General features: G+C 44.3%; 40 protein-coding genes and 1 rRNA gene (1 of these 41 cut by a window edge). 3 read left to right on the forward strand and 38 right to left on the reverse strand.

The genetic code is table 11. The features are described from left to right. The 3 genes from MKY75_RS21725 to MKY75_RS21735 form a co-directional block, all read right to left on the reverse strand. Positions 1-235 (reverse strand): 16S ribosomal RNA (locus MKY75_RS21725) (it extends 1,321 nt beyond the left edge of the window). 417 nt (positions 236-652) lie between these two features. After that, positions 653-883: a hypothetical protein gene (locus MKY75_RS21730; protein ID WP_013312131.1), complete on the reverse strand. Its 231-nt coding sequence runs from the start codon at positions 881-883 to the stop codon at positions 653-655. 192 nt (positions 884-1,075) lie between these two features. Further along, entirely contained in the window at positions 1,076-1,690 is a 615-nt protein-coding gene (locus MKY75_RS21735; protein WP_029517533.1) for a stage II sporulation protein M, read from the reverse strand. Positions 1,691-1,788: 98 nt separating this feature from the next. Between MKY75_RS21735 and pdaB the strand changes: the two genes are divergently transcribed. The 3 genes from pdaB to MKY75_RS21750 all read left to right on the forward strand — a co-directional run bounded on the left by pdaB (position 1,789) and on the right by MKY75_RS21750 (position 4,919). Further along, positions 1,789-2,568 (forward strand): polysaccharide deacetylase family sporulation protein PdaB, encoded by a 780-nt coding sequence (gene pdaB / locus MKY75_RS21740; RefSeq protein ID WP_340886513.1) that lies wholly within the window; start codon positions 1,789-1,791, stop codon positions 2,566-2,568. Positions 2,569-2,674: 106 nt separating this feature from the next. Continuing rightward, on the forward strand, positions 2,675-3,421 hold the full coding sequence (gene gerD / locus MKY75_RS21745; protein ID WP_029517534.1) for a spore germination lipoprotein GerD: 747 nt from the start codon (positions 2,675-2,677) through the stop codon (positions 3,419-3,421). Between the two features lie 137 nt (positions 3,422-3,558). Next, positions 3,559-4,919, forward strand: a protein-coding gene (locus MKY75_RS21750) for an IS1182 family transposase (protein WP_238438058.1) whose coding sequence is annotated in 2 segments (ribosomal slippage) — positions 3,559-4,126 and positions 4,126-4,919 — 1,362 coding nt in all. Because the reading frame shifts where the segments join, the coding sequence is not laid out codon by codon here. 114 nt (positions 4,920-5,033) lie between these two features. Here MKY75_RS21750 and MKY75_RS21755 read toward each other — a convergent pair. From MKY75_RS21755 to rplB, 35 genes are all read right to left on the reverse strand, one after another. After that, positions 5,034-6,140 carry an Mrp/NBP35 family ATP-binding protein gene (locus MKY75_RS21755; RefSeq protein WP_318628397.1) on the reverse strand — a complete coding sequence of 369 codons (1,107 nt, stop codon included), beginning with the start codon at positions 6,138-6,140 and terminating at the stop codon, positions 5,034-5,036. A 60-nt stretch (positions 6,141-6,200) separates the two neighbouring features. Then, positions 6,201-6,977 (reverse strand): N-acetylmuramoyl-L-alanine amidase CwlD, encoded by a 777-nt coding sequence (gene cwlD / locus MKY75_RS21760; RefSeq protein ID WP_039274926.1) that lies wholly within the window; start codon positions 6,975-6,977, stop codon positions 6,201-6,203. Between the two features lie 68 nt (positions 6,978-7,045). Beyond that, the gene (sat, locus tag MKY75_RS21765) at positions 7,046-8,215 is read right to left on the reverse strand and encodes a sulfate adenylyltransferase (RefSeq protein ID WP_340887114.1); all 1,170 of its coding nucleotides are present in this window, start codon (positions 8,213-8,215) and stop codon (positions 7,046-7,048) included. 54 nt (positions 8,216-8,269) lie between these two features. Further along, a complete protein-coding gene (locus MKY75_RS21770) occupies positions 8,270-8,962 on the reverse strand; it encodes a phosphoadenylyl-sulfate reductase (RefSeq protein WP_029514483.1) in 693 nt (230 codons plus the stop codon). 88 nt (positions 8,963-9,050) lie between these two features. Beyond that, a complete protein-coding gene (locus MKY75_RS21775) occupies positions 9,051-9,287 on the reverse strand; it encodes a hypothetical protein (RefSeq protein ID WP_203055993.1) in 237 nt (78 codons plus the stop codon). Positions 9,288-10,675: 1,388 nt separating this feature from the next. Next, entirely contained in the window at positions 10,676-11,068 is a 393-nt protein-coding gene (rpsI, locus tag MKY75_RS21780) for a 30S ribosomal protein S9 (protein ID WP_013312140.1), read from the reverse strand. A 20-nt stretch (positions 11,069-11,088) separates the two neighbouring features. After that, complete coding sequence (rplM, locus tag MKY75_RS21785; protein WP_013312141.1) at positions 11,089-11,526, reverse strand: 50S ribosomal protein L13; 438 nt, start codon at positions 11,524-11,526, stop codon at positions 11,089-11,091. A gap of 183 nt (positions 11,527-11,709) precedes the next feature. Further along, positions 11,710-12,495 carry a tRNA pseudouridine(38-40) synthase TruA gene (truA, locus tag MKY75_RS21790; protein ID WP_165150811.1) on the reverse strand — a complete coding sequence of 262 codons (786 nt, stop codon included), beginning with the start codon at positions 12,493-12,495 and terminating at the stop codon, positions 11,710-11,712. A 151-nt stretch (positions 12,496-12,646) separates the two neighbouring features. Next, positions 12,647-13,012 carry a 50S ribosomal protein L17 gene (rplQ, locus tag MKY75_RS21795; RefSeq protein WP_013312143.1) on the reverse strand — a complete coding sequence of 122 codons (366 nt, stop codon included), beginning with the start codon at positions 13,010-13,012 and terminating at the stop codon, positions 12,647-12,649. 34 nt (positions 13,013-13,046) lie between these two features. Then, on the reverse strand, positions 13,047-13,991 hold the full coding sequence (locus MKY75_RS21800) for a DNA-directed RNA polymerase subunit alpha (protein WP_007432558.1): 945 nt from the start codon (positions 13,989-13,991) through the stop codon (positions 13,047-13,049). Positions 13,992-14,126: 135 nt separating this feature from the next. Next, positions 14,127-14,522, reverse strand: a complete 396-nt coding sequence (gene rpsK, locus MKY75_RS21805; protein ID WP_013312144.1) for a 30S ribosomal protein S11 — start codon at positions 14,520-14,522, stop codon at positions 14,127-14,129. 19 nt (positions 14,523-14,541) lie between these two features. Further along, positions 14,542-14,910: a 30S ribosomal protein S13 gene (rpsM, locus tag MKY75_RS21810; RefSeq protein WP_007432560.1), complete on the reverse strand. Its 369-nt coding sequence runs from the start codon at positions 14,908-14,910 to the stop codon at positions 14,542-14,544. A gap of 21 nt (positions 14,911-14,931) precedes the next feature. After that, positions 14,932-15,045, reverse strand: coding sequence for a 50S ribosomal protein L36 (rpmJ, locus tag MKY75_RS21815; RefSeq protein WP_003333770.1), 114 nt, complete (start codon positions 15,043-15,045; stop codon positions 14,932-14,934). Between the two features lie 118 nt (positions 15,046-15,163). Further along, complete coding sequence (infA, locus tag MKY75_RS21820) at positions 15,164-15,379, reverse strand: translation initiation factor IF-1 (protein WP_006212898.1); 216 nt, start codon at positions 15,377-15,379, stop codon at positions 15,164-15,166. Positions 15,380-15,381: 2 nt separating this feature from the next. Beyond that, on the reverse strand, positions 15,382-15,690 hold the full coding sequence (locus MKY75_RS21825) for a KOW domain-containing RNA-binding protein (protein WP_013312145.1): 309 nt from the start codon (positions 15,688-15,690) through the stop codon (positions 15,382-15,384). Between the two features lie 9 nt (positions 15,691-15,699). Beyond that, the gene (locus tag MKY75_RS21830; protein ID WP_165150810.1) at positions 15,700-16,203 is read right to left on the reverse strand and encodes a M24 family metallopeptidase; all 504 of its coding nucleotides are present in this window, start codon (positions 16,201-16,203) and stop codon (positions 15,700-15,702) included. Positions 16,204-16,245: 42 nt separating this feature from the next. Next, positions 16,246-16,890, reverse strand: coding sequence for an adenylate kinase (locus tag MKY75_RS21835; protein ID WP_029514486.1), 645 nt, complete (start codon positions 16,888-16,890; stop codon positions 16,246-16,248). Positions 16,891-16,980: 90 nt separating this feature from the next. Beyond that, a complete protein-coding gene (secY, locus tag MKY75_RS21840) occupies positions 16,981-18,279 on the reverse strand; it encodes a preprotein translocase subunit SecY (RefSeq protein WP_013312148.1) in 1,299 nt (432 codons plus the stop codon). Next, positions 18,279-18,719, reverse strand: coding sequence for a 50S ribosomal protein L15 (gene rplO, locus MKY75_RS21845; protein ID WP_013312149.1), 441 nt, complete (start codon positions 18,717-18,719; stop codon positions 18,279-18,281). Before rplO ends, secY begins: the two co-directional genes overlap by 1 nt. Before the next feature lie 43 nt (positions 18,720-18,762). After that, entirely contained in the window at positions 18,763-18,948 is a 186-nt protein-coding gene (gene rpmD, locus MKY75_RS21850) for a 50S ribosomal protein L30 (RefSeq protein ID WP_013312150.1), read from the reverse strand. 12 nt (positions 18,949-18,960) lie between these two features. Continuing rightward, complete coding sequence (rpsE, locus tag MKY75_RS21855; RefSeq protein WP_013312151.1) at positions 18,961-19,458, reverse strand: 30S ribosomal protein S5; 498 nt, start codon at positions 19,456-19,458, stop codon at positions 18,961-18,963. A 27-nt stretch (positions 19,459-19,485) separates the two neighbouring features. Then, positions 19,486-19,854: a 50S ribosomal protein L18 gene (gene rplR, locus MKY75_RS21860; RefSeq protein WP_007432568.1), complete on the reverse strand. Its 369-nt coding sequence runs from the start codon at positions 19,852-19,854 to the stop codon at positions 19,486-19,488. A gap of 115 nt (positions 19,855-19,969) precedes the next feature. Next, complete coding sequence (rplF, locus tag MKY75_RS21865; RefSeq protein WP_013312152.1) at positions 19,970-20,512, reverse strand: 50S ribosomal protein L6; 543 nt, start codon at positions 20,510-20,512, stop codon at positions 19,970-19,972. A 33-nt stretch (positions 20,513-20,545) separates the two neighbouring features. After that, positions 20,546-20,944: a 30S ribosomal protein S8 gene (gene rpsH, locus MKY75_RS21870; RefSeq protein WP_007432570.1), complete on the reverse strand. Its 399-nt coding sequence runs from the start codon at positions 20,942-20,944 to the stop codon at positions 20,546-20,548. A 32-nt stretch (positions 20,945-20,976) separates the two neighbouring features. Beyond that, a complete protein-coding gene (locus MKY75_RS21875) occupies positions 20,977-21,162 on the reverse strand; it encodes a type Z 30S ribosomal protein S14 (RefSeq protein WP_010348808.1) in 186 nt (61 codons plus the stop codon). 76 nt (positions 21,163-21,238) lie between these two features. Further along, positions 21,239-21,784: a 50S ribosomal protein L5 gene (gene rplE / locus MKY75_RS21880; RefSeq protein WP_007432571.1), complete on the reverse strand. Its 546-nt coding sequence runs from the start codon at positions 21,782-21,784 to the stop codon at positions 21,239-21,241. A gap of 31 nt (positions 21,785-21,815) precedes the next feature. Further along, a complete protein-coding gene (rplX, locus tag MKY75_RS21885; protein WP_013312155.1) occupies positions 21,816-22,169 on the reverse strand; it encodes a 50S ribosomal protein L24 in 354 nt (117 codons plus the stop codon). Positions 22,170-22,205: 36 nt separating this feature from the next. Further along, complete coding sequence (gene rplN / locus MKY75_RS21890) at positions 22,206-22,574, reverse strand: 50S ribosomal protein L14 (protein ID WP_007432573.1); 369 nt, start codon at positions 22,572-22,574, stop codon at positions 22,206-22,208. A gap of 34 nt (positions 22,575-22,608) precedes the next feature. Beyond that, complete coding sequence (rpsQ, locus tag MKY75_RS21895; protein ID WP_007432574.1) at positions 22,609-22,872, reverse strand: 30S ribosomal protein S17; 264 nt, start codon at positions 22,870-22,872, stop codon at positions 22,609-22,611. A gap of 50 nt (positions 22,873-22,922) precedes the next feature. Further along, positions 22,923-23,120, reverse strand: coding sequence for a 50S ribosomal protein L29 (rpmC, locus tag MKY75_RS21900; protein WP_007432575.1), 198 nt, complete (start codon positions 23,118-23,120; stop codon positions 22,923-22,925). Continuing rightward, positions 23,110-23,544, reverse strand: a complete 435-nt coding sequence (gene rplP, locus MKY75_RS21905; RefSeq protein ID WP_007432576.1) for a 50S ribosomal protein L16 — start codon at positions 23,542-23,544, stop codon at positions 23,110-23,112. Before rplP ends, rpmC begins: the two co-directional genes overlap by 11 nt. A gap of 2 nt (positions 23,545-23,546) precedes the next feature. After that, on the reverse strand, positions 23,547-24,212 hold the full coding sequence (gene rpsC, locus MKY75_RS21910; RefSeq protein WP_013312156.1) for a 30S ribosomal protein S3: 666 nt from the start codon (positions 24,210-24,212) through the stop codon (positions 23,547-23,549). A 13-nt stretch (positions 24,213-24,225) separates the two neighbouring features. Further along, positions 24,226-24,558: a 50S ribosomal protein L22 gene (rplV, locus tag MKY75_RS21915; protein WP_013312157.1), complete on the reverse strand. Its 333-nt coding sequence runs from the start codon at positions 24,556-24,558 to the stop codon at positions 24,226-24,228. 36 nt (positions 24,559-24,594) lie between these two features. Next, positions 24,595-24,873, reverse strand: coding sequence for a 30S ribosomal protein S19 (rpsS, locus tag MKY75_RS21920; RefSeq protein ID WP_029514489.1), 279 nt, complete (start codon positions 24,871-24,873; stop codon positions 24,595-24,597). 72 nt (positions 24,874-24,945) lie between these two features. Further along, positions 24,946-25,776 (reverse strand): 50S ribosomal protein L2, encoded by an 831-nt coding sequence (rplB, locus tag MKY75_RS21925; RefSeq protein WP_029514490.1) that lies wholly within the window; start codon positions 25,774-25,776, stop codon positions 24,946-24,948. Positions 25,777-25,787: the final 11 nt, after the last annotated feature.

Consider the following 25,787-nt stretch of genomic DNA (forward strand, 5'->3'; position numbering starts at 1 on the left):
ACAAGTGACAGATTGCTCCGTCTTTCCTCCTTCGCCCATGCAGGAAAAGGATGTATCGGGTATTAGCTACCGTTTCCGGTAGTTATCCCTGTCTTGTGGGCAGGTTGCCTACGTGTTACTCACCCGTCCGCCGCTAGGTTGTGTAGAAGCAAGCTTCTACACAACCCCGCTCGACTTGCATGTATTAGGCACGCCGCCAGCGTTCGTCCTGAGCCAGGATCAAACTCTCCATTAAAGACCAACCGAAGTCGGTTTATAGAAAGAGCGATAAGCTCATGTTGAAACTGACGAGATAAAATATCTCTTGTTTGCTTCCATTTTATACAGCCTGATGGCATGTACCGAAACTTCAGCGTTGGATTTTGTAAACAAAATCCGTACTCACTCGTTGTTCAGTTTTCAAAGATCAAACTCGCATAATGTCTTACTTTGTTTCGTCACCGCGTCTCAGTGGCGACCTTTATAATATATCATCTCTTTTTAAAATTTGCAATAGTTTTTTTAATTTCTTTTTTTTGAGCAAATTCTTTAAAAAGGAACGAAAATCAATTTACCATGAATATTGAATAGAGTCAATACTTTTTTTGATATCAGAAAGTATAAGCTTTTAAAAATAGTTTACTTCCTGATATCTGATGTAGTTTCTACCTTTTCATTGTTTAGTTTGTGGGACTCGCCCTCTGCGAGCATATTTTGATAGTTCCTTGGCGGGTGCAAAACGGGCATACATGCGGAAGACTGTTTTATATCGAAGTGCGATTGCGTAGCGAATATCTTGATCCAATCGAGTATCGCTCATATCAAGCAGCATTTCATCTAGCTCCTTACGAAGAACGTAGTCAAGTTCCTTGCATTCTTTTTCGTTAAACAGCATTCCCAACATATGACCATACTCCCTTATCAGCAGATTATAAAGTACTTATATTTGCTCAACTATTGTTCCAATCTTTACCTGTTTTTAAACTCAACTGCTAAGGTTTCAAACTTACCCCGATTAATCTTTAGCTTCTCTTTAGGCTCTCCCCTTTGTTATGTTCAATTTTCAAGAAATATATAAATAATTGGCCATAATATTTTATTGTGACAATAAACGATAAGTTATGCCACTCTCAATTGCAGCTGCTATAAGCAGTAAGATGACAGACCATATAGACACCCTCAACGTTTGTTTCATAAATACATCCCACGACAGGCCAGTTTCTTTACGCTTTAGCCCTATGCTTGTACCTATAGTAGACATTATGTTGATTCCGAACTTCAATCCGAAAGCACAGGCGATAATCAAAACTGGCAATTCAATCACACCATGAGGCAGTAACCCTTTTACAACAACCTCATAGATACTTCTTCCTATATCTGTCTGCAAGTGTACTACGAACCCTAATACCATACCGTTCACAATCAAAAATATAAACGGTACGATTCCAAATACAGCCCCCATAAATATAACCAGCACACATTTAATTGCATTATTGAAAAAGATAAATACAAAAAAACTCCATTGTGGATGCTCAGAATTCTGCAAGCGCTGCGCTACTTCTCCCAGCCCCTTCATTTGTTGCGCCAGCATGGATTGAATAGTGCCTGTACTTAACCATCCCACTATAATACTTGTGCAGAAAAGAATTGCAGAGATAAAAATTAGCCGTCTTGTCGTGTGTAAATCGTGAAAAAAAGCTTTTAGTCCCATTTGATAATTCCTCCTATTAGTCCAATGGAATAATTGACAACCCCCGGCATAGCTTTAAGTAAACAAGCACTTCTAGGATGAAAGGAGCGTTATTAACCATGAATTCTTTTTTCTATGTATTAAACGGTAAAAAAATCAAACGATTCTTAATCGTAATGGCTGCAGCCGTCTTTACCGTTGGAGTCATTTATGTAGAAACCGATAATGTTACGGTTTTTTCCGAGGAAGCACCAACCGCTATTTATAGTGTACCCACGGACAAAAAGTTGATCGCTCTCACCTTTGATATTAGTTGGGGAGATAAGCGTACTGCCCCCATCTTAAAAGTCCTTCAGGATAAAAAAGTGACCAAGTCCACCTTTTTCCTTTCTGCCCCTTGGAGTAAAACACATCCAGAGCTTGTGAATCAGATTAAAGAAAGTGGATTTGAAATCGGCAGTCATGGCCATAAACATGAAAATTACAGTAGCTTAAGCGATGAAGATATTCGTAAGCAGATTTCAATTGCTCATACCACATTAACCGAACTGACGGGACAGTCCCCGAAGTTGATCCGTATGCCTAATGGCGACTTTGATAAAAGGGTCCTTCAGGTTGCCGGCACTTTAGGCTACAAAACCATTCAGTGGGATACAGATTCCCTGGATTGGAAAAACCCTGGTACTCAGGTCATAATCGACCGTGTTGTAAATAAAGCGCATCCTGGCGATATCGTCCTTCTGCATGCCAGTGATTCCTGTAAACAAACGCATGAAGCCTTGCCCGTCATTATCGACAAGTTGCGTGCACAGGGCTATGAATTCGTGACTGTATCTGAACTGCTTCAACAGGGTACAGTAAAAGGCAAAGAGGTACGCGATCAGGCACTGGGTCTTTAAGGAGTTATTTTACATCGTTCTCAGCTAAAAACCAAAAGCAAATCGACATATTTCTCCCCATTCATCCGCATACTATCCACATTCATGATGAAGGAGGAATACGGCCATGAATTGGACTCGTTTGCGATTTGTTAGCACGGTATGCGTACTGGGCGTTGCACTGAGTGGATGCGGCTCGGATCAGGGTTCTGCGCCCCCCCAGAACAGTTATAAAGAGATGAAAACGATGGTTGTCGATATCCTGAAAAGTGATGACGGAAAAAAAGCGGTAGAGGAAGCTTTAACTGGGGAAAACAGTTCATCCAAAGAAGGACAATCCGGTCAAAGCAGTGAAGAGGGTGGATCTGGTGGTGGGGCTGGTGGCAGCATGGGAATGAAGATGCTTATGCCCATGCAATCGGCTGAGCAGATGAAGATCGCAGTCAAAGATACTTTGATATCACCTGAATATAAAAAAGAAATCGAAAAGATTATGACTGATCCGCGTTTTGCCGGAGAATTTGCCAAAGCCATCAACAGCCAAAGCAAACAGCTTCATATGCAACTTATAAAAGACCCTTCTTATCAAAAATCAATTGAAGCAATGCTCAAGTCGCCAGAATTAACCAAAATGTATATGGACTTAACTAAAACCCCTGAATATCGCAAACAATCTATGACAGTCATGCATGATGCCATGCAAAATCCGATTTTCCGACTTGAGGTTATGAATTTACTCAAAACCGTCGTACAAGAGGAGCTTCAACCCAAGGTTGAGAAAAAAAGTGGTGAGCAAGGCGGTGCAGGCGGCGATAAGCAAGGTGGTGGCGGCGGCGAAGGTGGGGGCGAAGGAGAACAAGGAGGAAGCCAATAATAAAAAGGCTGGTTTAAAAACCAGCCTCAGGCTGTCGAGAAAGTCTCGACAGCCTATTTTATGTTAATTTTGTTTAAGACTACACCGCGTTAATGTTGTATAATATAGGTAACTATTGTAGAACGGATGGTGTTGATATGCTACGCTCCAACCGCGAAAAACAACAATCCTACGAATTTGTTTCCATCGAAGATCTGGTTCCTCAAGATCACTTGCTCCGCAAAGTAGATAAGTATATCGATTTTTCGTTTATCGATGATAAAGTTCGACCACTGTATTGTGCAGACAACGGGCGTCCTGCCATTGATCCTACCGTATTGTTTAAAATGATCTTTCTCGGTTATTTCTATGGCATTCGCTCAGAACGGCAACTCGAGCGAGAAATTCAGACGAACCTAGCTTATCGTTGGTTTCTGAGGTTGGGCTTAACGGATAAAGTTCCGGACCATACGACGATTAGCTGGAATCGTCGTACTCGCTTTAAAGACACCACGATCTTTCAAGATATCTTCGATGAAATTGTGCTGCAGGCGATCTCTCACCGAATGGTGGGTGGGCGTGTTCTCGTCACCGATTCCACACACGTCAAAGCCAATGCTAACAGGCACCAGTACACCAAAGAACAAGTGTTGCAGAATACTAAAGACTATATGGACGAGCTGAACGAAGCGGTGAAGGATGACCGGAGAAACCACGGAAAAAAGCCTTAAAATCCCGAGAGGAAGTGAACGAAGAAAAAGAAATGAAAGTGAGCAAAACAGACCCGGACAGCGGCTATATGATCCGTGATGGCAAGCCCGAAGGCTTCTTCTATCTGGACCACCGCACGGTGGATATGAAGTACAATCTGATTACGGACGTGCATGTGACACCAGGGAATGTACATGATTCTGTCCCCTATTTGTCCCGTTTGGATCGCCAAAGAGAACGTTTTGGTTTTCAAGTAGAAGCTGTTGCACTAGATTCAGGTTATTTAACAACGCCGATTTGCCGAGGTTTGCAGAACCGAAAGATTTTTGCCGTGATTGCTCACCGAAGATTCCATCCCAGACAAGGACTGTTTCCGAAATGGAAGTTTGAATACGATGCCAAACGCAATGCGTATAGATGCCCAGCCCAACAGGAACTGCCCTACCGAACGACGGACCGTAAGGGATACCGGCAGTATGCCTCTGACCCAGCTCAGTGCCAGCATTGCCCACTGCTAAGTCAGTGTACCCAGTCTCGAAACCACCGCAAAGTGGTGACTCGGCATGTCTGGGAAGACAGCAAAGAGTGGGTACGGAGCAACCGGCTGAGCCCATCTGGTAAAAAGCTGTACCGCAAACGAAAAGAGACGATTGAGCGAAGCTTCGCGGATGCCAAAGAGCTCCATGGGTTTCGCTATTGCCGTTTGCGCGGTCTTCCAAACGTCAGGGAACAAGCCCTTATGACGGCAGCCGTGCAGAACATGAAGAAGATGGCGATCCACCTAGATCGCCTGGAGAAACAGGGGTAACCCCCCCTGCTTCTCCAGAGACCAGAGCATTATGATGTAAAAAGGAAACCCACGTCTCAAAATGACGGGGTTTCTCGACAATCTGAGGCTGGTTTAAAAACCAGCCTTTTTTCTTTATTTAGATTTCGTGTGCAAGATCATAATTTGAGCAGCAATATCATTGTAAATGGCTCCTGTCGCCGACTCGGATTTATATACTGATGGAGAAAAGTCGGCTTCTGACGGATGATTATCTGGAATACCCAGCGGAATTTGAGCAAGAAGTTTTGTATGAAGAGTGTCTGCCAGCATAGCCCCTCCTCCTCGCCCAAAAACATAGTCCTTTTCTCCAGTGGAGGACACATAATAAGACATGTTCTCCACAACACCGATGACCTTATGATCCGTTTGAAGCGCCATTGCGCCTGCACGTGCAGCTACAAAAGCCGCCGTCGCATGTGGAGTAGTAACAATGATTTCTTCACTCTGCGGAATCATTTGATGTACGTCAAGCGCTACATCGCCAGTGCCTGGTGGTAAATCGAGAATCATATAGTCCAGCTTTCCCCATTCGACATCACTAAAAAACTGTCTGAGCATTCTCCCTAGCATGGGACCTCTCCAGATCACCGGGTTATTCTCTCTGACAAAGAAGCCCATTGACATGATTTTGATACCAAATCGCTCCACTGGCTGAATGATACCCTCTTCGACCGAAGGCACATCCTCTACTCCAATCATATCCGGCACACTGAATCCATAGATATCCGCATCAATTAAACCCACACGCTTCCCCTGTCTAGCTAAAGCAGCAGCCAAATTTACAGCTACTGTCGATTTTCCGACACCACCTTTTCCGCTTGCAATAGCAATAAACCGGACGCCAGATGCTGGGTTAAGCAGCTCATGTTCTTCCATACCGACAGCATGTCCTTTGGTCAAAACCGGGTCAGCGGCGTCCTCGGTATTCTCCCCAGCTTGAATTGCGGACTTTTCATGCTCAGATGCCTCACGAATACGAATATGGACGTGGCTTAATCCCGCCTCTTCTAAAGTCTGCCGGATTTCCCGCTCCAGTTCTGCAAGCGTCTCTTCCTGGTTATTCAGACTAATAGCGGTCAAGGATACACGATCCTCTTTAACAACCACATCCCGAATAAAATGGAGATCGACTAGACGGCGTCCTGTATAAGGCTCCCGTACTTGTTGAAGTAACTCTATAACTTGCTCTCTTGATTGCATGATTTATCAGCACCTCTGCTTTGATGAATTTACGGAGTGGTAAACACTTACAGTATACCACTATCTGGCCTCAGGTGCTGGTGAGATCCCCTTTTCCCCGGCACAGTAACGCAAAATCCCCTTATATATGGACGCCGCCACCTGTCTTTGATAGTTCACGTCACTTAGTCGTCTGGCCTCCTCTGGATGGGACAAAAATCCGACTTCAACAAGGGCTGATGGCATTTTGAGAGCTTTCAATAAATAAACTGTGTTCACGGTCTTAGCCACTCTGTCCGTATTTTCCAAGTTGCGTTTGATCTCTTCCTGAATTAAAGACGCCAAATTCTCGTTATCTGCATGGTTAGGTACGTAAAAGGTCTGGGCTCCACTCCAACGGCTCGACGGGATACTGTTCATATGAATACTTAGAAAGAGGTCTGCTTTCTGCTCCTCAATTATACGCACACGCTGCTTCAAATCCTCCGTTTTTCTTCTGGAATAACCTTTCGTTTCTTGCTGCGCCAGGTCGCGGTCATCCTCACGTGTCATGACAACAACAGCACCTGCTTGCTGTAAATAATCCCGCAAATAAAAAGCGATTGCCAGATTAATATCCTTTTCAATAATCCCTTCTTTGCTAACCGCCCCTCCATCAGGCCCTCCGTGTCCAGCATCTATGGCAATTACTTTACCTGTAAGGGGTAAACTCCAATGGGTCCAAGCTCTCGAAGCAGGTATCTCATACAATGCCAGTGTAATAAATAGAACGGCGAGACAACAGCCCAACAGCATTTTTTGCAACGTCCGATAGCGAATCCACAGTGTAACCTCGTTTTTACGATTATTTTTTTGCATAACAAAACGCCTCCGTCCTATACAGATACTAATAATCTATATGGGACGAGGCGTGTAGATAGTACAACTCAGGCATGAACAAATTCCTTCATACCTTCAATCAGCACTTGAGCGACTTCCGGTCGTGTAAATTCAGGTGGCGGGCAAACCCCAGAGCGCAACAATTCCCGTACCTTGGTGCCCGAGAGCGTTAAATGATGCTCCTTGGGATGTGGGCATGTTTTACTTGAAGCCATGTTTCCACATCGGGTGCAATAAAAGCTGTGTTCAAAGAACAATGGAGTAATCCCCAGCTCTTCAGGTGTAAAGTGGCTGAAAATTTCCTGTGCCTCGTAGGTACCATAATAGTCTCCTACACCAGCATGATCCCTTCCAACAATAAAATGGGTGCAGCCATAGTTCTTTCGCACAATAGCATGAAAAATGGCCTCTCTAGGGCCCGCGTATCGCATGGCAGCAGGAAATACCCCCAGAAAAGTCCGATCAGCCGGATAATAATTGTCCAGCAGCACCAAATAGCTCTTCATACGCACATCTGCCGGAACGTCATCTGACTTGGTTTCACCAACGAGTGGGTTTAGAAACAATGCATCCACAATCTCCATCGCGCTTTTTTGGATGTACTCATGTGCTCGGTGTACCGGATTTCGTGTTTGAAAACCGACCACTGTTTTCCAACCTTTTTCTGCAAAATAGTCGCGTGTCTGTGATGGTGTATAGTAAAACTCACTAAATTGTGTGGGCTCCGGCCGATTCAGCACTTGCACAGATCCACCAACATACGTAGCAGGTCGATCTAACAGTTTGTTTACGCCAGGATGAGCCGGGTCATCCGTCTTGAATACTCTTCTGGCTTCCTCAGCCTGATCTACCTGATAAATACTTTCAATATTAAGTACAGCATAAATGGTACCGTCTGTTTCCCCCACTAAAGCCACCTGCTGACCTAATTTCAATTCACTGGCTATACTTTCTGCAACTGCAAGAGTAATGGGAATACTCCAGACTGTACCATCGGCAAGACGCATATCTGTTACCACTGACCTATAGTCAGATTCATTCATAAACCCCGTCAAAGGAGAGAAAGCCCCCACTCCAATTAAATCCAGATCAGAAATGGTCCATGAGTTTACACGGATAGGAAACAATTCCCTCGCAGTCTGCAAAAGCGCTTTTTGTTCCGGGCCTGTAATGATTTTATCAACAAGTGTTCCGCCATGCGGAAGAATTGCAGTCATAATGCACTTCCCTTCTTCTTCATAAATATGACTCATAGCTACCTGAATATCATTTTATTGATGGAGCCCGCATTCCGTTTTCTCATTGCCAGACCAACGACCTGCACGAGGATCTTCACCTGGTAGGACCTCACGGGTACATTGCTCACAACCGATACTTGGATAATTGCGGTCATGCAATGGATTATACAGCACTTCATGAGTGCGGATATAGTTCCATACATCCTCGGATGTCCAGCTTGCCAAGGGGTTAAATTTAACGAGTCCAAACTTTTCATCATACTCTATCTTTTTTGAATTCGCACGAGTAGGGGCCTGATCGCGGCGAATACCGGTAATCCATGCATCGTATTGCGACAAAATGCGTGTCAGCGGCTCAACTTTGCGTATACCACAACATGTGTTAGGATCTGTTTTCCACAGTTCCTCTCCATGTTTAGCCGCTTGCTCTTCGGGAGTAATTAAGGGAGAGACTCTAACAAAATCCAAGTTGTACCTGGCCTTCATCTGATCTCGCGTATCGTAAGTTTCTTGAAAATGAAAGTCGGTGTCCAAGTAAAAAATGTCGGTGGAAGGGCTAATTTTTTGAAGCATGTCTACTAGTACTACATCTTCTGCTCCGAAGCTACAAGCAAAGGTAAGATTGGGAAATGTAAGAACAGCATACTGGATAATTTCCTCTGGCGTAGCATCTTCCAGTTCAATTGCCTTGACTCTAATCAACGCTTCTTTCTCCAATAAATTCATTATCAATGCGCCTCCATATGAAGATTCATAAATAGTGTCACTCCAATACCGACTAAACTAATAAGATTAAATACAGTATAAAACTTTCTTAATCATTGTCAATCCAAGGCAAAATGTCCTGATGCAAGCATTTATCCACCCAAACTTGTAGGAATGTTGTTCTGTCAGCATTCTTTAATGCTTTCTTGCGTATCCAACCAAGTTCATTGACTTTATATAAAATATTCTTATACCAAACATTTGAGAATGGTACATAAGCTCTTTGGTTACTAAAGGTAACTATTGTAGCTGAAAGTATGCTTGAATTAGGGATTTTTTCCGTCAAGAAAGATGGCTTGTTCTCCACCCTGTCGAAGACAAAGATGTACTAACAGTACGCTTTTAAAAAAAGGCCTTTCTTATACAACAACATATGGAAGTAGTTTGGTCCTTGAAGGAATATTCCCTATGGTGACTTTGGAAGAGCAAACCGAACGTACGGATAAGCATTTTTTTGACAACCTATCATGCTACGTAAAATCACTTGGTTGAATGATTTGATAGCCAAAATGTTTTTTTGTACTTAACGTCTGCTTGCGGATTTTCTGAGTAAAATGCTTTAGAGTCAACTAGGAGCAGCGTATCCTAATCCTGTGCCCAGTGCGAGGCAGCCATCGGTAATACTGAACAACTTTGGGTTACTTGATCATGCAAAACTATCTATAGAAGATAACAAGCATCGTTTCTGAATCTAAGATTATCGAAGGACGCCAACTGAGGGATTTGAAAATACCTTTAGCTTCAGAATTCTTATTCTGCATTCAAAAGATGAAGTCCGTATGTGGATAAGTTCAGAAGAGGGTAAAAGCGAAATAGCATTTACCCGAATTTTTAGCCAGATGAAACCACTATACTATTCTGGAGCTCTGGCGTCAGCGATACCTTCATTGTGGAAATTATAAAAGAAATGACTCCGCACTGAATTCTTATTATGCCTCTATCCAATCCTATAGCGCTTGTAGAGGCAATTACCGAACAATTGATCCACTGGACACAAACAAGGCTCTTATCGCTCTGGAAGTCTTTTTAAAGCCTGTCATCAATGAGGAGCGATTTTATGAGAGTAAACAGTCGGACAATACAATAGTGCTCCTGGTTATAGTTTAGGGCGATTGCTGTGTAGACTATTTCCATTACCAGTAACATGTACATCGCCGTTACAATTGTAGCAGCTTAGGCAGCGGACATTGCTAGGCTAAGGATCGTCCTGCTGCCCAGTGCGCACAAATAAAAAGAGGTATTCCTTGCCCTATCCCTAGCTGCGCCCAAAACAGCTCTACAAGAGGCATAGACAACCCCTCCAGAACATATCAAGGAGATCTTTACATAAACAGGTGATACCAAAGTATCCTCACAAAACAGCACTTAGCAAAGAATATTAAGACCAGGCTAAACTAAATAGCCGGACAATATATTTAGTCACAGGTTATAAACATTACAGAATAAACTACGTTGAAATAGCAAACTGTATTTGTGTATAACAATATCATCTTCAATTCCTTCGTGGATAACTTCTCGTTTTCCGTGCATTTGCATGCGGTTATTTATGTATTCGCTGAAACATGCCGAAACTCATAGCTTTAAACTAGGTCTACTTATCCACATGTGGGTAATGATTAGGAAATTAAAAAAGAACCCTTTCCATAAGGAAAAGGTTCTTCTGTATTCGAAATATTAACGTTTCGAGAACTGTGGTGCACGACGAGCGGCTTTGAGTCCGTACTTTTTACGTTCTTTCATACGTGGGTCACGAGTCAAGAATCCTGCTTTTTTCAAAGCTGGACGGAATTCCGGATCTGCTTTCAACAGAGCACGGGAAATACCGTGGCGAATTGCGCCGGCTTGACCAGAGATACCACCACCATGAGCGATAACGAGTACGTCATAGCTACCAACTGTTTCTGTCAGGTTCAGTGGTTGTTTTACGATCAGTTTGAGAGTTTCCAAACCGAAATATTCATTAATATCACGCTTATTGATGACAATGCGTCCTTCACCCGGTACGAGACGAACACGAGCTACCGAATGTTTACGACGACCTGTCCCATAGTATTGTACTTGTGCCATGAAACTGTCCTCCCTTTTAATTATCCGCGAAGTTCGTAAACTTCAGGTTTTTGTGCTGCATGTGGATGCTCAGTGCCTCTGTAAGCTTTAAGTCTCAGCTTCATTTTCTCGCCTTGACGAGTTTTAGGAAGCATACCGTGAACAGCCAATTCCAACATGCGCTCAGGCTTGTTCTTAACCATTTCTTGTGCAACCGTTACTTTCAGACCACCCGGATGCAGGGAGTGACGGTAGTATTTCTTGTTCTCCATTTTTTTACCGGTCAATACGATTTTTTCCGCATTGATTACAACAACAAAATCACCTGTGTCCACATGTGGTGTAAATTGTGGCTTGTGTTTGCCGCGAATCAACGCAGCCGCTTCGCTTGCCAGACGACCGAGCGTTTTGCCTTCGGCATCAATGATGTGCCAGTTGCGCTCAACTTCATTTGGCTTCGCCATATACGTAGTACGCATGAAAAGTATCCTCCTTAAGTTCGTTAACAGAAATCATCATTTATCTTCGTTCGTTAAGTTGCTGCATTATTGATGGATTAGATGTTACTTTAAAGTGATTATCTTAATTGGGGCTGTGGGAAAGCCATTAAGAAAACACAACTTTTATATTACAGGATAACCATCAATTCCGCAAGGGTAAAATCAATGTTTTTTGATGTTTTCGTCGTACTCTACATTCCAGAGCGTTAAAGCGTGTCCAACAGCCGTAGGTCCAGCCTTTGAACGACTTTTCGCCTCCAAAATGGAAGGAATATCATCCGACGATTTTTTGCCTTCTCCCACTTCCAGCAAAGTCCCCATAATAATCCGAACCATGTGCTGCAAAAATCCGCTACCTGTAATATAAGTATGGATAATTCCCTGATCATCCGAGCCCGGACGTGAAAAGGAATGGTCTACTGTCATATAGGCTTCGTAAATAGTGCGAACATGATTCGTCTTTTGGGAACGTCGAGATGCGAACGAAGTATAGTCAAAGGTGCCAACTAAATGAGCCAACCCTTCCTCCATCGCTCTTACATCCAGACTCGTTGGATGATGGGCCTGTGTACGACGGTGAAAGATGTCCGGAAACCGGTTCGCATTAATACTGTACCGATATGTCTTCCGCTTCGCCATGCGGCGTGCATGAAAGGACATTGGCACCTCTCTCGCATCCGTAACGATGATATCACGAGGCAACCAGGCATTAAGTGCCAGACACCAGCGCTGTATTGGAATCGGCGATTCAGTGTGAAAATTGAATACCTGCCCGTATGCATGTACACCTGCATCTGTACGGCCTGAGCCTGTAATTTTAAGACGCTCGCCCGTCAATGAGTAGATAGCATGTTCAAGGCAGTCCTGAATGGTGTTACCGTTAGGCTGCGTCTGAAAGCCATCATAGTGGGTTCCGTCATAGTTCACCTTCATGCACAAGTTCCGCATGCTTCTCACACCTTTATAGGGGTAGTCTCTGGCCTTACAAGGAATAACCGAACATAACAAAGGAGAAGCCCCTCAAGGACTCCTCCAAGAGAAAAAAAGGGTTGTTCAGAATCAAGCCGATTCTGTCCACCCTTCCCTCATCTTCGCCTGTTTACGCGCGGTCAACCAATTCCAGATATACCATTGGAGCGGCGTCGCCACGACGAGGTCCCAATTTCAAGATACGAGTGTATCCACCTGGACGCTCAGTGTAACGTGTAGCCAATTCGCTAAACAGCTTTTGGATTGCATCCTGCTCACCATCCAAAGTTTCACGGCGAACGAACGCAGCCACTTGGCGACGTGCGTGCAGATCTCCTTTTTTCGCTTTGGTGATCAGTTTTTCAGCAATAGAACGAACTTCTTTTGCTTTAGCCTCAGTAGTTTGGATACGCTCATACAAGAACAGATCGGTTACCAAATCACGAAACAAAGCTTTACGGGCACTGGAGTTACGGCCCAATTTTTGGTATGCCATGTAATTTCCCCTCCTTCACAAAAACGTTGCTGTACTATTCTTCCGTACGAAGTCCTAAACCAAGTTCCTCGAGCTTCTCTTGTACTTCTTCCAAAGATTTGCGACCCAAGTTACGGACCTTCATCATATCTTCTTCAGATTTAGTCGTGAGTTCTTGTACCGTATTGATACCAGCGCGCTTAAGGCAGTTATAGGAACGGACGGAGAGATCCAGCTCTTCGATCGTCATTTCAAGAACTTTTTCTTTCTTGTCTTCTTCTTTTTCAACCATAATTTCAGCATCTTTAGCCTCGTCCGTGAGACCCACGAACAACATCACATGCTCGGTCAAAATTTTGGCTCCAAGGCTCACTGCTTCCTCGGGACGAATACTTCCGTCAGTCCAAACCTCAAGTGTCAGCTTGTCATAATTCGTAACCTGGCCGACACGCGTATTTTCTACGCCGTAGTTCACGCGTGCAATCGGAGTGTAGATGGAGTCGACGGGAATGACGCCGATCGGCTGGTCATCACGTTTGTTCCGATCCTGCTTAACGTAACCGCGACCGCGATTGGCAAAAATACGCATGTGAAGTCTCGAACCCGGTCCGAGCGTAGCAATGTGAAGATCCGGATTAAGAATTTCCACATCACTATCCGCACGGATATCTCCTGCCGTTACAACTCCTTCGCCTTCCGCATCGATTTCGAGTACTTTCTCTTCATCCGAGTGGATTTTAAGCGATAAAGCTTTCAAGTTCAGAATGATCTCCGTTACGTCTTCCTTCACACCGGGAACCGTTGCAAACTCGTGCAGAACCCCATCGATTTGAACCGATGTGACTGCTGCCCCCGGTAACGAGGATAACAGAATACGGCGAAGCGAGTTTCCAAGCGTCGTACCGTATCCGCGTTCCAGCGGTTCTACTACGAATTTTCCATAGGTGCCATCATCATTGACGTCAACCGTCTCAATTTTCGGCTTTTCGATTTCTATCACTGCAATATCCCTCCTTCAAAACGTCGCTCCTATATGAAACATTCACCTTATCCATAGTCTATCATGCAGTATACCTAAACATCCATTCTTGGCAGTTTGTGCCGGATCTATACTACACGCAGAGGAGAAATCTCATTAGACGCGACGACGTTTTGGAGGACGGCATCCGTTATGAGGTACCGGAGTTACGTCTTTGATCAGGTTAACTTCCAAACCAGCAGCTTGCAAAGAGCGGATTGCTGCTTCGCGACCTGCACCAGGTCCTTTAACCATGACTTCGACAGTTTTCATGCCGTGTTCCATAGCAGCTTTAGCAGCAGTTTCTGCGGCCATTTGCGCTGCGAATGGAGTAGATTTACGGGAACCACGGAATCCCATGCCGCCTGAGCTGGCCCAAGAGATTGCGTTACCGTGTGGATCTGTGATCGTAACGATCGTGTTGTTGAACGTGGAACGGATGTGTGCCACGCCAGTCTCGATATTTTTACGGTCACGGCGTTTTGTACGTACAACTTTTTTCGGTTTAGCCATTGAATGTTATCCTCCCTTCTTATTTCTTTTTGTTCGCTACAGTCCGACGAGGACCTTTACGCGTACGAGCATTAGTTTTAGTACGTTGTCCGCGAACAGGCAACCCACGACGGTGACGAACACCACGGTAGCAGCCAATCTCAGTCAGACGTTTAATATTCAAGGAAATTTCACGACGCAGATCGCCTTCTACTTTAACTTCTTTGTCGATCGTTTCACGTAATTTGCTCACTTCATCTTCAGTCAAATCACGAACACGCGTGTTTGCACTGATGCCTGTTTCCTTCAAGATTTTCTGAGAAGTCGTTTTACCGATTCCGAAAATGTAAGTCAAGGCGATCTCAACGCGTTTGTCACGTGGCAAATCCACACCAGCTATACGAGCCATTTTACGCTACACCCCCTTCTATTAACCTTGTTTTTGTTTGTGTTTCGGATTTTCGCAAATAACCATTACATTCCCTTTGCGGCGAATGACTTTGCATTTTTCGCAAATAGGTTTTACAGAAGGTCTTACCTTCATGTTGATTACCTCCTCCAAGCTTTACCCTGGTAAAACTCGCTTCGTGAACATTCACATCGTTTTGCCGAGCAAAACAAGTTTTTTTAAATGATATACGTTTAATAAAAACCTGCATGAATTACTTGCGGTACGTTATACGGCCTTTGGTTAAATCGTAAGGCGATAACTGTACAACCACCTTGTCGCCTGTCAAAATACGGATAAAGTGCATCCGCAGCTTTCCGGAAACATGAGCAAGAATTTGATGACCGTTCTCCAGCTCTACCTTGAACGTAGCGTTCGGCAGTGGCTCGATTACCGTACCTTCAACCTCAATGACATCTTCTTTGGCCAAAGTCAGTCTCCTTTCTCTTCAGCTTGGTATTCGGACGAATCCAGGAAAGTTTTCACTGCATGGCGCAGCTTTCCATTCGTCACCCGACCGCTTTCGTTTAAACTGTTTACAATCTCGCTACTAATCTTTGGCTGAGGCACCAAATGAAGAACATTTTTCTTCTTCGCTTGATCAAACTTTCGTTTATCCCCATCCGCAATATATACAAACCTGCTATCTGCTACTGAAACGACAACCGCAATCTGTCCGGCACCTCTGCCTTTCAGAATCTTCACCAGCTGACCGATTTGCAGGTTTCCTTGCTGAATCATTCCAATCACCTACGCACTCAGTTTCGTGAAAATGTCCATGCCGCCCGTTTCGCACGTCACCGCTTGCTCGTTATGAGCACATGAGGTTACGTTGATCGTAACGACCGTCCAGTTGTCTTCCAGCGTCCCTACATGGTGAGAACCTATTTGAATCATAGATTCAATAGCCAGCACAATGCCGGTTTTCAGCCTCGGCCCCTGCTCAGGAATACCACGGTTTGGATTCTCAATATATTGCCGAATGGCATGCGACATTGTAAACTGGCGAGTTTTCGCGATGATATCGCCTTTGTTTAACTTGCTTTTGCCGGGAAATCCGTGCACCAGTTGTTCGTTGACTGAAGCGCAAATGCTAGCAGGAAAACCGTTATAACCTTTAAAAGACGGCACAGCTCCCTGACTGCGAATATACCGATCAGCTAAATGATCAAGTTCACCGGTCGTAATACCGGGCTCGATGTGTCCTGCCAAGAAATGATCCGTTTCCGTAACTATTCTCTCAGCTTTCCTCATAAAGCTTGATTCCGCCCCCCGACTTGCAAATGATCATTACAGCTAACCCCGCAACAAGGACACGATATTTTGGGAAACCACATCAATATCCTGTTCTCCGTCGATATGACGCAGAAGATTCTGGTTCTCATAAAACGTGAGGAGTGGTGCTGTTTTATTACTATATTCGTCAAGTCGTGTTCTTACGCTATCTTCATTATCGTCAGGACGCTGATAGAGTTCCCCACCGTCTTTGTCGCAAATGCCTTCAACCTTAGGAGGATTAAAGACAATATGATAGCTAGTTCCGCAGGTTTTACAAACCCGCCGTCCTGTGATTCGTGCCAACAAGTTGTCACTATCCACTTTCAAGTTAATAACGTCATCTAGCTTCGTATTCAAACGACCCAAAATTTGATCCAAGGCTTCAGCCTGAGCCAAAGTTCTTGGAAAACCGTCCAGCAAGAACCCTTTCTTGCAATCTGGCTGTTGCAGCCGTTCTTCAACGATGCCGATTGTTACGTCATCCGGAACAAGTTCACCCTTGTCGATATATTCTTTAGCTTTAATGCCAATAGGTGTTCCCTGTTTCATCGCTAGGCGAAAAGCATCACCTGTCGAGATATGAGGAATGCCGAATTCCTTCACAATGACATCTGCTTGTGTACCTTTACCAGCCCCCGGAGGGCCCATGATCAAAATATTCACAATCTGTCACTCCTCAAGACGACCCCTACACAAGAAACAGCACAAAAGGTGCCGGTAAGCATGCGAACATCCTAAGCCGGTACCTATTGCCTATTTGTTGATGAAGCCTTTGTAATGGCGTTTGATCAGTTGGCTTTCGATTTGCTTCATTGTATCCAATGCTACACCAATGATGATGAGCAATGAAGTACCGCCAATTTGCACGGAACGAGGCAAGCCCGAAAGCGAACCGAAGAATACCGGCAAAACGGATATGACTGCCAGAAACAAAGCTCCTGTCATTGTCAAACGTGACATTACTCGTGTCAAGTATTTCTCCGTGGCTTTACCCGGACGAATTCCCGGAATATAACCGCCGTTTTTCTTCATATTGTCGGCCATTTGCTGCGGATTCATCTGTACAAAGGTATAGAAGAATGTGAAACCGATAATCATTACGACATACAAAACCATGCCCAGCGGCTTGTCATAATACAAGTAAGTGGTAACCCACTTAGCCCAAACATGATCTGCCCAGAAACTCGCAATAATTGTCGGGAATTGCAGCAATGATACCGCAAAGATTACCGGAATAACGCCTGCCGCATTAATTTTCATCGGAATATGCGTATTCTGGCCACCGTACATTTTGTTGCCAACTACACGTTTCGCGTATTGTACCGGGATTTTCCGAATACCTTGCTGGATGTAGATAACACCAACAATAATCAGAACAATCACCAGAGCAATTATAATTGCCTTCAGAATATTCATAAACAGCTGATCCGCCTGAATAAACTGAGATTCTACAACCGTCCGAATATGTCTTGGAATACCCGCCGCAATCCCTGCGAAGATAACAATAGAGATACCATTGCCGATTCCCTTTTCGGTAATTTGCTCACCGAGCCACATAAGGAACGTAGTTCCTGCTGTAAGCACAATGGCAATGACCAGATAATCTGCAAAAGTGGCTCCTGGAATCATCGCTGCACCGTACAGTCGATTAAAGCCAATCGACGTTCCGAATGCTTGAATCAGGCCAAGTATCACCGTACCATAACGCGTAATTTGAGCCAACTTCTTTTTACCATGCTCTCCTTGTTTAGCCCATTCCGCAAGTTTCGGAATCACGTCCATTGACAGCAACTGTACAATGATGGACGCTGTAATATATGGCATAATCCCGAGGGCAAAGATCGAAAACTGATACAATGCGCCCCCTGAGAAGGTGTTAAGGAGTCCAAACAACTCGCTTCCTGCTTGATCCTGAGAAGTAAAGACTTGCTTGTTCACGCCGGGAACCGGCACGAAGGAGCCAATACGATATACAAAGAGTATAAACAGGGTGAACAGGATTCGGGTTCTAAGATCCTCAACCCGCCATATATTTTTCAGGGTCTTGAACATTAGATCACCTCGGTTTTACCGCCGGCAGCTTCAATTTTCTCTACCGCAGATTGAGAGAACTTGTTCGCTTTAACTGTCAATTTCACAGTGATTTCACCGTTACCCAGAATTTTAATTCCGGATTTGGCGTTTTTCACAATGCCATTGTTCAGCAAAAACTCAGGGCTTACTTCTGTACCCGCTGCAAAACTGTTCAAATCTTCGATATTCAAAACCGCATACTCTTTACGAGTAGGATTTACGAAACCGCGTTTAGGCAAGCGACGATACAGTGGGTTTTGACCACCCTCGAAGCCCGGACGTACACCACCGCCGGAACGAGCGTTTTGACCTTTATGACCACGACCAGAAGTTTTACCCGTACCGCTACTAGGACCACGACCCAAACGTTTACGTTCTTTGCGGGAGCCTGGAGCTGGGGAAAGCTCATGTAACTTCATCGTTCGTTGCACCTCCTTGATTATTGTTAAAATACTTTATTACTTAAGCCTCAATTTCTTTAACAGAAACCAAATGGCTAACTTGATTAATCATCCCGCGAATAGCTGCATTGTCGGGTTGAACTACTTTATGGTTGATTTTACGCAAGCCGAGCGTTTTAACAGTCGTTCTCTGATTACCAGGACGGCCGATCAACGAACGAACGAGGGTAATTTCTAATTTCGCCATGATATTCCCTCCTTAGCCCAGCAGCTCTTCGATGGATTTGCCGCGCAATTTTGCAACTTCTTCAGCGCGTTTCAAACGGGACAAACCTTCCAAAGTCGCATTGACCATATTCATGGAATTCGAAGAACCCAAAGATTTTGTCAAGATATCACCTACACCAGCAAGTTCCAGTACAGCACGAACCGGACCGCCAGCGATAACTCCAGTACCTTCCGATGCCGGTTTCAACAGAACCCGGCCAGCACCGAACTTACCTGTAACAAGGTGAGGAATTGTTGTTCCTACGAGTGGAACGTGAACCAGGTTTTTCTTAGCATCTTCAATACCTTTGCGAATTGCATCAGGTACTTCGCCAGCTTTACCGATTCCAGCGCCTACCCAGCCGTTTCCGTCGCCCACTACTACCAGAGCACTGAAGCTGAAACGGCGTCCGCCTTTGACAACTTTAGCTACACGATTAATATTTACTACTCTTTCAGTCAGTTCCAAAGTATTCGGATCTACACGCAAGTCGTTAACCTCCTTTTGAGAAATGTCTTAGAATTCAAGGCCTGCTTCGCGAGCTGCATCAGCCAAAGCTTGAATCCGTCCATGATACAAGTATCCACCACGGTCAAATACGATGTTAGCATGACCTTTTTCTTTCGCACGTTTAGCAACGAGTTCGCCAACCTTACGAGCTGCTTCTACACTACCGCCGTTTTTGATTTCGCTGCTCAGTTCTTTATCCATAGTGGATGCAGATACCAATGTTACACCAGCTACATCATCAATCAGTTGTGCGTAGATATGCTTGGAAGAGCGGAATACGTTCAAACGAGGACGTACAGCCGTACCTTCGATTTTCTTACGTACACGCAGATGTCTTCTGACACGTGCTTTATTTTTATCTTGTTTTGTAATCATCTCAAGTTTTCACTCCCTTCAGTTTGCCTTTTAAAACTTTATACTAAGACGCACTGGGTAAAAAAGAAGTACGAAGTCTTTCCAGCAGAAAGACCGCACAAAGTCGGTAAGAAACTTATTTCTTCTTACCGGCTTTACCTTCTTTACGAATGATGCGCTCGCCTTCGTATTTAATCCCTTTACCTTTGTACGGTTCAGGTTCACGAACGGAACGAATTTTAGCAGCGTAAGCACCTACACGCTCTTTATCAATTCCGCGAACGATGATTTTAGTGTTCGAAGGAACTTCGAATTCGATGCCCGCTTCCGGTGTGATTTCAACCGGGTGAGAGTATCCAACGTTCAAAACGATTTTATCTCCGGATTTGCTTGCACGATATCCGACCCCAACCAGCTCCAGAGATTTTGAAAACCCTTCAGTTACACCACTTACCATGTTGTTGACAACGCTGCGGGTTGTTCCATGCAAAGAGCGGTGAAGTTTGTTGTCCGAAGGACGAACTACATTAATTTCATTGTTTTCCACAGTAACGGACATGTCTTTATGAAGCTCACGAGTCAATGTTCCTTTAGGACCTTTAACTGTGATTGCTGTGTTGTTCAAAGTCACGTCAACACCACTTGGTACTGTGATTGGTTTACGACCAATACGGGACATATCTGTTGCACCTCCTATCTTTTAAACGTTATCTTACCAAACGTAGCAAACAACTTCTCCGCCGGCTTTGGACTGACGCGCTTCTTTGTCGGTCATGATACCTTTGGATGTTGAAATGATTGCGATCCCGAGTCCACCCAGTACGCGTGGAATCTCATTGCTCTTCGTGTAAACGCGAAGACCTGGTTTACTGATTCTTTTCAAACCTGTAATAACACGCTCGTTGTTCGCACCGTATTTCAAGAAAATACGGATGATCCCTTGTTTGCTATCTTCAACAAATTCCGCATCACGAATGAATCCTTCACGTTTCAGGATGTCGGCGATTTGTTTTTTCATTGTAGATGCAGGCATTTCTACTGTTTCGTGACGAACTGTGTTCGCGTTACGAATACGAGTAAGCATATCTGCAATTGGATCAGACATAGTCATTGTGTATAAACCTCCTTCCCAAACAGGACTTTTTACCAGCTTGCTTTTTTCACGCCAGGAATCTGGCCTTTATAAGCTAATTCACGGAAGCAAATTCTGCAGATCTTAAACTTTTGCAGTACCGAATGTGGACGACCACAACGCTCGCAACGAGTGTAAGCACGAACTTTAAACTTTGGTGCGCGTTGTTGTTTGACTTTCATCGAAGTTTTTGCCACTTAGCCTGACACCTCCTAAATAGTTTCGGAGAACAGGGTGTCTTTAAAATCAGACGCCCGAAACGTTATGCCAACATTATTTTGCGAAAGGCATGCCCAGCTGAGTCAGAAGCTCACGGGACTCTTCGTCAGTTTTGGCAGTCGTTACGATAACGATGTCCATACCACGAACTTTATCAACTTGATCATACTCGATTTCCGGGAAGATCAACTGTTCTTTCAGACCAAGCGTGTAGTTACCACGTCCGTCGAAAGCTTTTGTTGATACACCATGGAAGTCACGTACGCGAGGAAGAGTAATGTTGAACAATTTGTCCAAGAAATAATACATACGCTCGCCACGAAGTGTTACCTTTACACCGATTGGCATGTTTTCACGCAATTTAAAACCTGCGATAGATTTTTTCGCGCGAGTGATTACTGGCTTTTGACCAGCGATCAGCTGCATGTCGTTGAGAGCTGAATCAAGCACTTTGGAGTTTTGGACTGCGTCGCCAACACCCATGTTGATTACAACTTTCTCGATTTTAGGCACTTGCATCACTGTTGTATAGTTGAACTTCTGCATCAAAGCAGGAGTGATTTCTTTCAAGAAACGTTCTTTCATTCTTGTTGTAGCCATGAATCATATACCTCCTTTCTTTAAAAAATAATTAGTCGATCACTTCGCCAGAACGTTTTGCAATGCGCACTTTTTTTCCGTTGTCCAAAACTTTGTAACCAACACGGGTTACTTTTCCGCTCTTCGGATCAATGTGCATAACGTTGGAAACGTGAATCGGAGCTTCTTTCTCGATGATGCCGCCTTGTGGATTCAGCTGATTAGGCTTTTGGTGTTTTTTAATCATGTTAACACCTTCCACAAGCACACGGTTTTGACGAGGGTAGGCAGCGATAACGCGACCTTTTTTACCTTTATCTTTACCTGTAATCACCAGAACAGTGTCGTCTTTTTTGACGTGCAGCTTGTTGTTATGGGATTCCAGAACTTTTTTCACTTTTGGCATTTCGTACACCTCCTACGGGCACATTTTAAGGTGAGTTTAGATCACTTCCGGAGCCAAGGAAACGATTTTCATGAAGTCCTTGTCACGAAGTTCGCGAGCAACTGGTCCGAAAATACGAGTACCACGTGGGCTCTTGTCTTCTTTAACGACCACTGCTGCGTTCTCGTCAAATCCGATGTAGGAACCGTCTTTACGGCGGATAGAACGTTTAGTACGAACAACAACCGCTCTTACTACATCACCCTTTTTGACAACGCCGCCTGGTGTTGCTTGTTTTACGGAACAAACGATCAGGTCACCAATTTGAGCTGTACGACGTCCCGTACCACCGAGCACACGGATACACATCAGTTCCTTCGCGCCGGAATTGTCAGCTACAGTCAAACGTGTAAATGGTTGAATCATTTATTTATCCTCCTTTCGGAAAAACTACACTACATTAGATTATAACAGCTTTTTCAACGATTTCGACCAGTCTCCAGTTTTTGTCTTTGGACAAAGGGCGAGTTTCCATGATTTTAACAGTATCACCGATTTGTGCAGTGTTGTTTTCATCATGAGCTTTGAATTTCTTAGTTACTTTAATGCGTTTATGGTAGAGATCATGTTTTTTGTAAGTTTCTACAGCAATCACAATCGTTTTATCCATTTTGTCGCTGACTACTTTACCGACTAATACTTTACGGGCATTACGTTCGCTCATTGTTGGCCTCCTTCCTAATTACAGGCGGATTTTCCACCCGGTCTGATATCTTAGCTAATCCCAAGTTCTCTTTCACGGATCACAGTTTTAGCACGAGCAATTTCCTTACGCACAGCGCCGATCCGAGTCGGGTTATCAAGCTGACCGGTAGCGAGTTGAAAACGAAGGTTAAAAAGTTCTTCTTTAAAACCGGAGATCTTTTGTTCGATTTCAGCAGTGGTTAGGTTGCGGAATTCACTAGCCTTCATTTGCTTCACCACCCAATTCTTCACGTTTCACAAACTTAGTTTTGATTGGCAGTTTGTGAGCGGCAAGACGCATTGCTTCACGAGCAATCTCTTCCGGAACACCAGCAAGTTCAAACATAATCTTGCCTGGTTTCACTACTGCAACCCATTTTTCTACGTTACCTTTACCACTACCCATACGAACCTCAAGAGGCTTCTGAGTAATTGGTTTATCAGGGAAAATTTTAATCCAAACCTTACCACCACGTTTGATGTAACGAGTCATCGCAATACGAGCAGCTTCGATTTGACGGTTAGTAATCCATGCAGGTTCAGTAGCTTGCAAACCGTACTCACCAAAGTTCAGTGTAGTACCGCCTTTTGCACGCCCCTTCATATGACCACGTTGTTGTTTACGATGTTTTACGCGTTTTGGTACCAACATGATTAGTTGCCTCCTTCCTGAGGAGCTTGTTTCTTAGCTGGAGGAAGAACCTCTCCACGATAGATCCATACTTTTACGCCAAGACGGCCGTAAGTAGTATGAGCTTCCGCTGTACCATAGTCAATGTCGGCACGAAGCGTATGCAGTGGAACAGTTCCTTCGCTGTACCCTTCGGAACGAGCGATTTCGGCACCGCCAAGACGTCCGCCTACTTGAGTTTTAATTCCTTTTGCTCCGGAACGCATAGTTCTTTGAATCGCTTGTTTCAAAGCACGACGGAAAGAAACACGACGTTCCAATTGTTGTGCAATGCTTTCAGCAACCAAGATTGCGTCCAGTTCAGGATTTTTAATTTCAGAAATATTGATGTGCACCTTTTTACCGCCTGCGATTTTAGTAATTTCATTACGCAGATTTTCAACTTCGGAACCACCCTTACCGATAACCATACCTGGTTTCGCAGTGTGAATCGTTACATTGACACGGTTAGCTGCTCTCTCGATTTCAACACGGGATACAGCGGAGTCTTTCAATCTTTTTTTCAGATGTTCACGAATTCTAACGTCTTCCAGCAAAAGATCACCGAAATCTTTGCCTGCATACCATTTGGATTCCCAATCACGGATAATACCGATTCGGAGTCCGACGGGATTTACCTTTTGGCCCACACGTTTTCCCTCCTTATTTTTCAGATACCACCAGAGTAATATGACTGGTGCGTTTGTTAATACGGCTTGCACGACCCATTGCACGCGGGCGGAATCGTTTCATTGTAGGACCTTGGTTTACAAAAACCTGAGATACTACCAATTTATTTACGTCCAAAGAGTAGTTGTGATCTGCATTTGCAATCGCAGAATTCAACAATTTCTCAACGACTGGAGAAGCGGACTTTGGAGTGTGACGAAGAATTGCAATCGCCTCACCAACCTGCTTACCGCGAATCAAATCGATAACAAGTTTCACTTTGCGAGCAGAAATCCGTACGGATTTAGCATGTGCTTTTGCTTCCATTGAGTTTACCTCCTCTCAAACACTACGCTGTGTTGATTATCTTCTTGTTTTCTTATCGTCATCCGTATGGCCTTTGTACGTACGTGTTGGAGCAAATTCGCCCAATTTGTGTCCGACCATATCTTCCGTTACGTATACTGGCACGTGTTTACGGCCATCGTATACACCAAACGTATGTCCGATAAATTGCGGGAAAATCGTAGAGCGACGGGACCAAGTTTTGATTACCACTTTTTTCTCCGACTCGTTCAAAACCTCTACTTTTTTCAACAGGTAACCATCAATGAATGGTCCTTTTTTGAGACTGCGACCCATTTATGAATCCTCCCTTCGTTAAAACGTAGTCGTTCCTTAATATGTTAACGTGCGACTTAAGCGCACGTTTTATTACTTAGTACGACGACGAACGATGTACTTATCAGATGCTTTACCTTTTTTACGTGTCTTGTAACCAAGGGTTGGTTTACCCCATGGAGACATTGGAGATTTACGTCCGATTGGAGCGCGACCTTCACCACCACCGTGTGGGTGATCGTTAGGGTTCATTACAACACCGCGAACTTCAGGACGTTGTCCCAACCAGCGACTACGACCAGCTTTACCGATTTTCACCAGTTCATGGTCTTCGTTACCTACAGAACCGATTGTCGCGCGGCAAACTTTCAGAATGCGGCGAACTTCACCAGAAGTCAAACGAATTGTAACATACTTTTCTTCTTTACCAAGAAGTTGGGCTTCCGTACCAGCGGCACGAACGAGTTGGCCACCTTTACCCGGTTTCAATTCGATGTTGTGGATAACCGTACCTACTGGAATGTTTTCCAATGGCAAAGAGTTACCGATTTTAATATCGGAACCTGCACCGGATACCACTTCGTCTCCTACTTTCAGACCTTTAGGAGCGATGATGTAACGTTTTTCACCATCCACATAGTGGATAAGTGCGATGTTGGACGTACGGTTTGGATCATATTCGATCGTAGCAACGCGGCCCGGTATTCCATCTTTGTTACGTTTGAAGTCAATAATACGGTACTTACGTTTGTGTCCGCCGCCATGATGACGAACCGTAATTTTACCTTGGTTATTGCGTCCAGCTTGCTTGCTCAGAGGTGCCAGCAACGATTTCTCGGGCTGATTAGTTGTAATCTCCTCGAAAGTAGATACAGACATAGCACGTCTGGCCGGGGACGTTGGTTTATACTTTTTAATTGGCACTGAGTTTCCCT

The sequence above is a fragment of the Paenibacillus sp. FSL L8-0663 genome (assembly GCF_038008125.1).
Classification (GTDB): domain Bacteria; phylum Bacillota; class Bacilli; order Paenibacillales; family Paenibacillaceae; genus Paenibacillus; species Paenibacillus polymyxa_D.